Consider the following 10,520-nt stretch of genomic DNA (forward strand, 5'->3'; position numbering starts at 1 on the left):
TATATTCAATCTGCTTATCGGTCTTTCGGGTAATCAAACATAATTTTGAATGCACTTTGTAACCGTCGAGTCCATAGATGACCTGACATCCTGCATTTTCCAGGCGTCTGGACCATTCAATATTATTTTCTTCATCAAACCTCGCACGAAGTTCAACTAATACTACTACTTCTTTGCCATTTTCAGCAGCTTCGATCAATGCCTCTACCACTTTACTTTGCTTTGCCACACGGTACAAAGTCATCTTGATAGAAACTACATCTTTATCTTCTGCGGCTTCGTTTAACAGATGTAAGAAAGGGCGAATTGATTCATAAGGATAAGAAAGAAGCTTATCTTCTTCTTTTATCTGTTCTATGATACTTCTTCCTTCCTGAAACTGATCTGATTTTTGAGATGTTCTTTTGGGGAAGAACAGTTTGGTTTCTTTTCGAAGAAGATCTTGTATCTGAAATACAAAAGAAAGATCAAGCGGTGTTGAAGTTTTGAACACATGATTCTTTCCTAATTCGAGATAATCACAAAGAAGGGAGATGCCATAAGAATCCATTTCTCTTGAAAGCTCCAGACGGATTGGTGCCAACTTCTTCCTTTGCTTAATGATACCTACCATAAATTCCCGGTAATCCAGATCTTCATCATACAGAGCGTCCGCGTCAATATCTGCATTTCTTGTAACGCGCATAAGGGATTTTGATTTAATCTTATAGCCCTTGAATATTTTTGATACAAAATGTAAAATTAATTCTTCTGTCAATATGTAACTTCCCTGCATGCCAGGAATATTGACCATACGGCCAAATACACTACCGGTACATGGAATCAGACCTATTCTTTCTTTTTTATTCTTTGTTTCCAACACAACAACTGCATATATCTCTTTATTGCGAAGAAATGGGAATGGCTGCCGTCTACCTACAACAGTTGGCGAAATTAGTGGGGCAATCTCTGAATCAAAATATTTTTCCAGATACTTGCATCCTTCGGAATCAATATCCTGGAATCTTAAAATTTGAATTCCTTCTTTTGCAATACATTCCATGAGTTCGTCATAGACAGCTTCTTTACGGCAGTCTGTCTTACGAGTCTGCTTCAATATTGCATCTACTTGTTCCTGAGAAGTCATCCCTGTCTTATTCTCCCGGATTTCTTTTTGAAGCAATGTCTGATCAAAAAGTGAACCCACACGCACCATAAAAAATTCATCCATATTAGTCTGATAGATTGACATAAATGTCAGCCTTTCACATAACGGCACAGATGGATTTTCTGCTTCTTCCAGTACTCGTTCATTGAATTTGAGCCAGGATAATTCTCTGTTCATATACATATTATCCATTGTATACACCTTTCTTTATCAGTATTGTATAAGTTTATATCGTATTACATATATCACAACTACAAAAAGAGCATTTATAATCTATGTTAAATTCATGTAAAAAAAATCTCCGTGATTTTGTCACGGAGATTTTTGAATCTAAGCTACTTTATATGGTTTTCTTTTAAATATTTCTTTTGCTTTTGGATCAACTTTAGATTCCATGCTGGAATAGTACCTTATCATATCGTTTTTAATCTGTTTCCGGTTTCTTCTCTCTTTACGCATAACACAGACATCCTTTCATGGTTCATATAATACTTAATATATCTTTTGATAAAGATAATTTATCGTAGAATTATTTTTATTATATGAAATCACGTTTAAGTCTATGTTAAATCCGGACTTTCCTCTAGCACAGAAGTGCAATGTGGACATCTAAGTGCATCAATTGCAATCTCACTTTTGCAAAACGGACAAGTTTTTGTCGTTACAGGCGCTTCTTCCTCTTCTTTTTTCGGTGCAAACTTTGCAGCAGCGTTGTTCATTGCTTTGATGATTATAAACAGTACTAATGCCATAATCAGGAAATTGATGACAGCTGTTAAAAATTTTCCATAATTCAAGGTCACCTCACCAAGAATATTCCAGGACAGCTTGTCAAAATTCATTCCTCCAAATAATCCAAGAATTGGATTGATGATATCTTCTACAAATGAAGACACAATACTGGTAAACGCACCGCCTATGATAATACCTACTGCCATATCCATGACATTGCCACGGCTGATAAACTCCTTAAATTCTTTTATAAAGTTTTTCATCTTTCGTCTTCCTCCTTATGATCGAACTGTTATTAATCATTATAATAAATAGTCTATAAACTGTACAGAATAATTACTACATTTTCTGATATTAACAGACGCATCATTCTTTCCTTGAAAATCAAATTCAATAATTTGTTATTGTATTTCACAAAAAAGCACGATATAATAACTAAGTATAAAAGGGGTGCTTGCTTTAAGCAGGCTGAGAGTAAGCTAGTGTGCTTTAACCCATGACCTGATTTGGATAATGCCAACGTAGGGACATAAAGTATGAATTATGTACGGTATGCTTCCTTTGCGTACCGTTTTTTGTTTTATAAAAACATTTCGCGAGAATGCACACTTTTGCTCTTTCTCAATACCTCATGCGGCAGATTGGGAGCACCACCTTTTGCCGCACTATAAAATTTAATGAATATGTTCATTAAAAGCAAAGTGAAGGAGGAAAAGAATATGTCTGGTTACACAACACAGATGGATGCTGCCCGTCAGGGTATCGTCACACCTGAAATGAAAATTGTTGCAGAAAAAGAACACTGGGATGTAGAAGATCTGCGCAATGCAATTGCCAAAGGAGAGATTATCATTCCATGCAACAAAAAACACACTTCTTTGAATCCAAGCGGAGTAGGCGCTAAGTTAACTACAAAGATTAATGTCAACTTAGGAGTCTCCCGCGACTGGAAAGATGTGGATATGGAGTATGAGAAGGTACGTTCTGCTGTAGAAATGGGAGCAGAGGCAATCATGGATCTAAGTTCCTATGGAGATACCAGAAGTTTTCGTCGTAAACTCACACAAGAATGCCCTGCCATGATCGGTACAGTTCCAATTTATGATGCAGTCGTTTATTACCACAAACCGTTGGGACAGATTACTGCGCAGGAATGGCTGGATATTGTAAGAATGCATGCAGAAGATGGTGTGGATTTTATGACGATTCATTGTGGTATGAATCGCGCAACGGCTGCAAGATTTAAACAGAACAAACGTCTGATGAATATCGTATCTCGCGGAGGCTCCATTATGTTTGCCTGGATGGAAATGACCGGGGAAGAGAACCCGTTCTATGAACATTATGATGAGATCCTTGATATCTGTCGTGAATATGATATTACGATGAGCCTTGGAGACGCATGTCGTCCAGGCTGTATTGCAGATGCTACTGATACCGCACAAATCGAGGAGTTGATTACCCTGGGAGAACTGACCAAGCGTGCCTGGGCCAAGGATGTACAGGTTATGATTGAAGGACCTGGACATATGCCTATGAATCAGATCGCTGCAAATATGGAAATTCAAAAAACCTTGTGTCATGGTGCACCGTTCTATGTACTTGGTCCATTGGTAACCGATGTTGCTCCTGGATATGACCATATTACTTCTGCTATTGGAGGCGCAATCGCAGCTGCATCTGGCGCTGCATTTTTATGTTATGTCACTCCGGCTGAACACTTACGTCTTCCAAATGCTGCTGATGTAAAGGAAGGTATCGTAGCTGCAAAAATCGCAGCACACGCAGCTGATATAGCAAAAGGAATTCCTGGCGCAACAGATTGGGATTATCAGATGAGTGAAGCAAGAAAACGCCTTGACTGGGAAGCAATGTTCAAGCTTAGCATGGATCCTGAAAAAGCACGTCGTTATCGTGAAGAAGCAAAACCAGAAAAAGAAGACACCTGTAGTATGTGTGGAAACTTCTGCGCAGTAAAAAATACGAATCGAATCCTGGATGGAGAAATTGTAAGTATTTTTGACGAGTAAATGGGAATTTAGATGAGTTAGTTGGTAATGGGTGTGTACGGCGAGAGGATGGATGGGATGGTTGCCATTGCGGAGTCCTTCGCTAAGAATCCATAACAGGAAAAGAAGCAGATATTTTGTGACCAGGCTGATTCACCCCGAAATCTTGATGATTTCGAGGCTCAGCAGCCTTCTCAGATCTGGCTTGAAGCCAAATCTTCGCACAAAATATCTGCTTCTTTTCCTGTAACGGATTCTATCGCTTGTCCAACGAATGGCAACCATCCCATCCATCTTCTCGCCTGACATCCCCCAAATCCGCAACTTCCTCATCCGGGAGGATTCCTGCGCGTCATGCAGAGGGAAAGATATCAGTAATGATATTGTCAAAAAACAGGCAGAATAACTAACTGATTCTTCCATTGAAATAATGATAAATAGTATAAAAACATCGCTCCCCATTGCGCTTCTCGCCAGGAATTCCTCCAGATGAGTTTGTTCAGTAATTGGGAATGTCAGGCGCAAGGGAGTTGGATAGGCTGGACGGAAACAGACCAGCCTATCCAGCTTCCTTGCGCCGTACACCTTCCAATTACCAACTAACTAATCTAAATTCCTAACTAAATTACATATTTAATCTTTTTGTTCAGCTTCATTAGTTCATTTGCAAATTCTCGATTCTCGTATAATGCAACGAAAACGGTACTCATTCTTTTCGACTCGATTCCTACCCGGTCAAAGGATGCGGCAAAGGATGCTGAATAATTTTTCATTTTCCGTATTGATGTGATTTCTTGTGTAGGGAGAGTCTTTGTCAATAATCCAAAATGTATTACTACTTGTTTTTTATCAACAATAACTTCGTTTCTAAATAATACGGGAATAGAATATAAATCTACTAAAACTAATAAAATCAGATATCCCCATACCGTTGTAAATCCGACATTGAGTGTAATTCCCAATGTAACCCCATTTAATAGTGCGATAACTACATACCACCATATATCGATTTTCCCTTTGAATGTCATAAAAAAGCCTCCGTTGTTCATTCGTATTTGCTACTGCTATTATACATACGAATTTCAACGGAGACAATCTTTTTTTGTTTTCTTTTATTCTACATTTTTGTCTTCATCTGCAACATATTCGAAAAAGTCAAAATCGGCATAATGTTTGTGCTTGACACGGTCGGCACAGGTGATTCCTACCATGGTTCCTGTAAATTCTCCATATTTGCAATATTCATCCGAAAATTTTGTTGTATCAAAGACTCTTCCAATCTTTTGATACTTGTTTCCATCCAGGCTCCACTCGAACCAGGACTTACGTCCTTCAATGTAGAGTCGCAGATAGACTGGGCCATCTTCTATCGGAATCCGAGAATTTAAGAATTCTGTTTTCTCTCCATTTTCAAGCTGAATAATTGACAATGCACTCTGGCTCAACGTTTCACTGTAATATTTTCTGAGATTGATATAATTCATATTGTCATAATATAAGATGAGCCCAGCACTATGCTGATGAACTACTGGGACGAATTCCATTTTTGTTGTAATTCTGGCATAGACACTTGTAAGCTTGCGGGCAAGGATACTGACCCTATTCAGTGATGTACGGGATTCTTGTCCGCGGATTCTGACGTAACCCGGACGAGCCTTTACATCTGCAAAGGATTGAGGCATCATTCTTGGAGCATAATACCAGATGCCGAGTTCTTCGGAATCAAAATCATCATAATCCGGAATCTGTGCAACCGGATATTCCGCAAGAGTGCTTTCTGGAACTTCAACCTTTGCCAGATTACTTCCGTCTGCCATGCGAAGCCAATGATCTTTCGTCCACATCATTTTCTGAATTGCCGTCTCTCTTCCAAGTGTACAGCGCAGTTCCGGTACAAACGACCGTGCAGTCAGATGAACCAGATAGACTTCGCCATCCGGTGTCTCTACGTAACTTCCATGTCCTGATTTTTGAAGTACAGATTCTGAATTATAGTATTTCGGCTTTAAATGATCTGGATCATGACGCTCATAAGAATCTCCCGGAACCGATGTCACAATTGGATTTTTGGGATCTTTTTCATATGGCCCCCAGATATTAGCTGAACGTCCCATGGTCACACAGTGATTATATCCTGTGCCACCCTCTGCACACATAATATAATAATAGCTATTCTTTTTAGTCAAATGGGGTGCTTCAATACAGCCTCTGTCTGTTCCGCCACTCCAGATTCGCTTTGGATAACCAATGATTTCTTTCTTTTCCGGTGAATATTCCACCATACAGATTGCTCCTGGTTTTTCATAGCCTTCTCTCGTCTCCCATTCAAGGGATACAACCCATTTACGTCCGTCATCGTCATGGAATATTGATGCATCAAAGCCAGAAGAATGAAGATAGACCGGTTCACTCCATGGACCTTTGATATCCTTTGCTGTGATCAGATAATTATCTACGTCAAAGTATCTGGCATTCATAGAATTCATAATGCCATATACCACATAGAACAGATCCTCTTCCTCACAATAAGTCAGGCAAGGTGCCCAGATTCCCTTCGCAGAAGGTAATTTTTTTAGGTCTACTTCCTGGTCATCTGTCAGAACATGAGTATATAGTTCCCAGTTCTTCAGATCCTTAGAATGGTAGATTGGAATTCCAGGAAACCATTCAAATGTGGAAACTGCAAGATAATAATCTTCCCCTTTTCTGCAGATACATGGATCCGGATTAAATCCGGGAAGTATTGGATTCTTTATCATAATTTATGTTCTCCCTATATTAACAATTCTCTTCTATCTGTCCAGTGATAATGGAATTCGGCGGAATCACAAACTCAAACTGCTGACCTGCAATACGAAGATAACAAGTCTTAGATTCTGATTGCCGATTCAGCAATACAAATACTATACTGTCATTATTATTTTTCCAAGCCGTCAGATCTAACTGATCTGTATACTTTGTGCTTGCAATCCTTATTGCTCCTGGCTTTATAAAATTTGCGAAATGGCAGTAATATCCCAGACACATGCGATCTATTAACCGGTCATTCTCCATATCAAACATATAAGGAGCCTCGCAGTAGTTCTGCGTGTGATTCGGTCCGCCTTCTCCATCTAGTAATATGTTCCAGTCATAAAAACCAACCATCCAATGATTAAGATTTCCAATCATATCATGGGCGAGGCGAGCGGCGTTCTCCGCTTCAGCATCTTTATCATATTTGCCAAATTCCAGACAGCTTTCGGAAAGTATCAGTTTTTTGTCGGGATGAATCTGATGAACCAGGTCTAATGCCTCAAAGTGATCTCCACTATACCAGTGAAAAGCAAGTCCATCAACCATAGAATCTGTTGTCTCATCAATGATTGCTTCTGCTCTGTCAAAAATGCGCTCTTTGTTATGATCCCAGATGAATATTTCGATATCATCAAGGTCATGGTTTTTCATAGCTGGTACCAGATAATCTCTTAAGAATACTTTCTCTTCTTCTGCTGTATAGACACAGGAATCCCAGTCTTGAACAGCTTTTGGCTCATTTTGTACAGACATCCACACAACTTCAAATCCTCTGTCTTTAAATTCTCTGATATATCGGCACAGATATTCTGCCCAACGTGCACGATATTCGTATTTCAGAGAACCGCCTTCTTTTCTTCCATGGTTGGTCTTCATATATGCCGGCGGTGACCATGCAGACAACATGATTTTTAACTTCTTTCCGGCTTTTTTCTCCGCTGCTTCTAATAATGGGATAATGTATTTTTCAGTATCTGCGAAAGAAAATTTCTCAAGTTCCGTATCATCCTTATATGGATCTGCTTCATACATATGGGTGGAAAAATCACAACTGTCCATATGAATTCTGACTTGATTATATCCCATATGTTCCGATGCAAAATAAGTTGATAACATTTTGTCCTGTTGTTCGCTGGATAAGTGAGAAAACACATATCCTGCGGCATCAGTAATTGCACCTCCGAATGGATGAAACGATTATTGTTACTTACTCTCCTAAATATAAAGCTTATCAACAAAAAATTCGTAGTCGTCAGATTGACCGTGCACTGAAAATGATTCAGTCTCCAGGAAAATGCAGACGAGGAAAGAATCAAAACGACCCTGCACGATTCATTCAAAAGACTAGCATTACACCAGATGGTGAAATCGCAGATAAGTCTGTTTATGAATTGGATGAAGAACGCATAAATGAAGAATCCATGTATGATGGTTTTTATGCTGTTGTAACAAACCTTGAAGATAACCCATCGGAAATCATTAAGATTAACAAGCAACGTTGGGAAATCGAAGAAAACTTTCGAATCATGAAATCCGATTTTGAAGCCAGACCCGTCTATGTACAGAGAGACGATCGTATCAAAGCACATTTTCTTACGTGTTATATCAGTCTCTTAGTATATAGATTATTAGAAAAGAAACTGGGGGAAGGGTTTACATGCACTCAGATTTTGGAAACATTACGTGGTATGAATATGACACTATTAAGCAAGGACAGTGGTTACATTCCTTCTTACAAACGCACAAAACTAACAGATGCTCTTCACAGTTCATTTGGATTAAGAACAGACTTTGAATTTATATCAAAAGCCTCCATGCGAGGAATTATTTCAAAGACAAAAAAGATAACTAGCACAAAAGCAAAAATATAGCACATATCGATGCAAACGAACAAACAGCCACATAGCCCATAAATACAGGCTTTGCGGCTGTTTTGTCTTTTATTAACTGTCAAAGATGGGATTATCATAGCAATCCTGTCTGCATATGTCAAGCAAAGCAGCCAAATTGGTCTGCTAACTATATTCTTTCGTCTGTTATCTGTAAGAGTAATTCTTTGATTTCCTGGAAATCACCGTAAAATACTACCCCATTCATTCCAATCTGCCTTGCGCCTTCAATATTTTCCGGTCTGTCATCAATAAAGAAACATTCTTCCGCAATGAGTTGATATTGATTCAGTAAATATTCATAAATACCTCTTTCCGGTTTTATAATATGTATATCACAGGATACCACGATTCCATCAAAATATGAAATCGGTGCAAATTCTGGAAAATAGTCATAAAAAGAGGTACTTGCATTAGACAGAACATATAGATGATATCCATTTTCTTTCACATATTCACAGAATTCTTTTGCACCATCGACAGGTTTCATACACATATGCCATCTCGTTGCACAATTCTTAAGTGCAGGATGAAGGCGCTCTGGAATCTGATCCTTTACACGCTCATATATATCCTCATCAGTCAGCAGTCCCCGGTCAGCATCTATCCATTCCTGCCCATTGAATAATATTTTTTTAATCAAAGCTTTGTCGTCTTCATTATCCAGAAAATAATTCAGGCAGACATCTGGATTATAATCAAGAAGTACATTGCCCATATCGAAAACAATATTTTTTATCATTATAAATCACACCTACTCTATAATCGCCTTTAATACATTTTCAGGCGCACGAAAAATTGTACATTCATCAAGTGGTATTGCACCCATTGAGCGATAGAAATCCATACTTGATTGATTCCAGTTCAGACAACACCATTCCATTCTTCCACAATCACGCTCCAGAGCTGTTCTTGCCATATACTTTATCATCTGTTTTCCATAACCCTTTCCCCGGTATTCTGGATCAACATACAAATCGTCAATATAGATTCCGCCTTTTCCAAGGTAAGCAGGAAATGTCTGATAAAAGAAAACAAATCCAATTTCCTTTCCGTCAATCTGTGCAAATATTACTTCTGCTCTTTGCTTATCGAACATCCACTCTTCCAGAAACTCTTCTGTAGCGTAGACTGACTCCGGTATTTTTTCATATTCCGCAAGTTTTTTAATAAACCGAAGAATTAATGCAGCATCCTCGCGAACTGCATACCGAAAAGTAACTTTCTGTTGTTCACTCATTTAAAACCTCCATTACTTATGATATGGTTCTCCATTGATAATTCGGTAACTTCGATATATCTGCTCCAGCAAAATGACTCTCATCAACTGATGTGGAAATGTCATCTTAGAAAAACTAAGTGCATAATCTGACCTGGAAAGTACTTCTCTCCCAAGTCCAATAGAGCCTCCAATAATAAAGATGATATGGCTGACACCCTGAATTCCTAATTTGTCAATCTTTTCTGCAAGTTCTTCAGAGGCGAGCTGTTTTCCACCAATCTCAAGAGTAATTATATAGGCATCTTCTTTGATATACTTCTGGATTCTCTCAGCTTCTTTGGAACGAATTGCGTCTTCTACACTCTCACTTGCATGATCCGGCGTCTTCTCATCGGTAACTTCTATAATCTCCAGTTTACAATATCGACTTAGACGTTTGCTGTATTCTGCAATAGCATCTTTCAGGTATTTTTCTTTTATTTTCCCTACAGTTATTAATGTAATCTTCATAAATATAGTTATCCCTTCTTTGCCCGACGCAAAGTGTTAAGTCTTTCCTTTTCTTCTTTACTGACACGGAATGATTCCCGGATTTTTTGAATAGATTTCTGATGAGTAATATCATCTAGCTGATTTCCGGCAAGTAAATCCCAGGTAAGTTCAGGAAATTTAACGTAACAAACGGACACCGCCCATGCAACTGCCATTTTAACATAATAGGCCTC

10 protein-coding genes, 2 pseudogenes and 1 riboswitch are annotated in these 10,520 nt (G+C 38.6%); of the genes and pseudogenes, 2 read left to right on the forward strand and 10 right to left on the reverse strand.

What is annotated here, in order from left to right:
- From ACQRD1_RS14290 to mscL, 3 genes are all read right to left on the reverse strand, one after another.
- Positions 1 to 1,324, reverse strand: a 1,324-nt coding sequence (locus ACQRD1_RS14290; protein ID WP_427787908.1) for a polyphosphate kinase 1, incomplete at its 3' end; no start/stop codon positions are given.
- Between the two features lie 153 nt (positions 1,325 to 1,477).
- Positions 1,478 to 1,606, reverse strand: a complete 129-nt coding sequence (locus ACQRD1_RS14295; protein ID WP_268826667.1) for a hypothetical protein — start codon at positions 1,604 to 1,606, stop codon at positions 1,478 to 1,480.
- 101 nt (positions 1,607 to 1,707) lie between these two features.
- A complete protein-coding gene (mscL, locus tag ACQRD1_RS14300) occupies positions 1,708 to 2,142 on the reverse strand; it encodes a large conductance mechanosensitive channel protein MscL (protein ID WP_235234284.1) in 435 nt (144 codons plus the stop codon).
- 173 nt (positions 2,143 to 2,315) lie between these two features.
- Positions 2,316 to 2,424, forward strand: a riboswitch (TPP riboswitch).
- Between the two features lie 174 nt (positions 2,425 to 2,598).
- On the opposite strand from mscL, the gene thiC reads away from it, so the two are divergent.
- Entirely contained in the window at positions 2,599 to 3,909 is a 1,311-nt protein-coding gene (gene thiC / locus ACQRD1_RS14305; RefSeq protein WP_235234283.1) for a phosphomethylpyrimidine synthase ThiC, read from the forward strand.
- Positions 3,910 to 4,508: 599 nt separating this feature from the next.
- On the opposite strand, the gene ACQRD1_RS14310 is transcribed toward thiC, so the two are convergent.
- The 3 genes from ACQRD1_RS14310 to ACQRD1_RS14320 all read right to left on the reverse strand — a co-directional run bounded on the left by ACQRD1_RS14310 (position 4,509) and on the right by ACQRD1_RS14320 (position 7,836).
- A complete protein-coding gene (locus ACQRD1_RS14310; protein WP_347375809.1) occupies positions 4,509 to 4,916 on the reverse strand; it encodes a PH domain-containing protein in 408 nt (135 codons plus the stop codon).
- Positions 4,917 to 5,000: 84 nt separating this feature from the next.
- Positions 5,001 to 6,647, reverse strand: coding sequence for a glycoside hydrolase family 43 protein (locus ACQRD1_RS14315; RefSeq protein WP_235234089.1), 1,647 nt, complete (start codon positions 6,645 to 6,647; stop codon positions 5,001 to 5,003).
- Between the two features lie 19 nt (positions 6,648 to 6,666).
- Positions 6,667 to 7,836 carry a glycoside hydrolase family 30 protein gene (locus tag ACQRD1_RS14320; protein ID WP_235234087.1) on the reverse strand — a complete coding sequence of 390 codons (1,170 nt, stop codon included), beginning with the start codon at positions 7,834 to 7,836 and terminating at the stop codon, positions 6,667 to 6,669.
- Positions 7,837 to 7,868: 32 nt separating this feature from the next.
- On the opposite strand from ACQRD1_RS14320, the pseudogene ACQRD1_RS14325 reads away from it, so the two are divergent.
- Positions 7,869 to 8,555: pseudogene (locus ACQRD1_RS14325) on the forward strand (IS1634 family transposase); the annotation flags it as partial.
- A 148-nt stretch (positions 8,556 to 8,703) separates the two neighbouring features.
- Here the strand turns inward: ACQRD1_RS14325 and ACQRD1_RS14330 are convergent.
- The 4 genes and pseudogenes from ACQRD1_RS14330 to ACQRD1_RS14345 form a co-directional block, all read right to left on the reverse strand.
- On the reverse strand, positions 8,704 to 9,315 hold the full coding sequence (locus ACQRD1_RS14330) for an HAD family hydrolase (RefSeq protein ID WP_235234082.1): 612 nt from the start codon (positions 9,313 to 9,315) through the stop codon (positions 8,704 to 8,706).
- Positions 9,316 to 9,327: 12 nt separating this feature from the next.
- Entirely contained in the window at positions 9,328 to 9,813 is a 486-nt protein-coding gene (locus ACQRD1_RS14335) for a GNAT family N-acetyltransferase (protein WP_235234081.1), read from the reverse strand.
- 12 nt (positions 9,814 to 9,825) lie between these two features.
- Positions 9,826 to 10,305 carry a 23S rRNA (pseudouridine(1915)-N(3))-methyltransferase RlmH gene (rlmH, locus tag ACQRD1_RS14340; RefSeq protein ID WP_235234079.1) on the reverse strand — a complete coding sequence of 160 codons (480 nt, stop codon included), beginning with the start codon at positions 10,303 to 10,305 and terminating at the stop codon, positions 9,826 to 9,828.
- Between the two features lie 8 nt (positions 10,306 to 10,313).
- Positions 10,314 to 10,520 (reverse strand): annotated as a pseudogene (locus tag ACQRD1_RS14345) (DNA alkylation repair protein); the annotation flags it as partial.

It is taken from the genome of Bariatricus sp. SGI.019, from assembly GCF_050315235.1.
Taxonomy (GTDB): domain Bacteria; phylum Bacillota; class Clostridia; order Lachnospirales; family Lachnospiraceae; genus JAFBIX01.

Excerpts from the sequence above, each read along its gene's own strand:
- ACQRD1_RS14295 (WP_268826667.1), bottom strand. The coding sequence starts at position 1,606 with ATGCGTAAAGAGAGAAGAAACCGGAAACAGATTAAAAACGATATGATA.
- mscL (WP_235234284.1), bottom strand. The coding sequence starts at position 2,142 with ATGAAAAACTTTATAAAAGAATTTAAGGAGTTTATCAGCCGTGGCAAT.
- thiC (WP_235234283.1), top strand. The coding sequence starts at position 2,599 with ATGTCTGGTTACACAACACAGATGGATGCTGCCCGTCAGGGTATCGTC.
- ACQRD1_RS14310 (WP_347375809.1), bottom strand. The coding sequence starts at position 4,916 with ATGACATTCAAAGGGAAAATCGATATATGGTGGTATGTAGTTATCGCA.
- ACQRD1_RS14315 (WP_235234089.1), bottom strand. The coding sequence starts at position 6,647 with ATGATAAAGAATCCAATACTTCCCGGATTTAATCCGGATCCATGTATC.
- ACQRD1_RS14330 (WP_235234082.1), bottom strand. The coding sequence starts at position 9,315 with ATGATAAAAAATATTGTTTTCGATATGGGCAATGTACTTCTTGATTAT.
- ACQRD1_RS14335 (WP_235234081.1), bottom strand. The coding sequence starts at position 9,813 with ATGAGTGAACAACAGAAAGTTACTTTTCGGTATGCAGTTCGCGAGGAT.
- rlmH (WP_235234079.1), bottom strand. The coding sequence starts at position 10,305 with ATGAAGATTACATTAATAACTGTAGGGAAAATAAAAGAAAAATACCTG.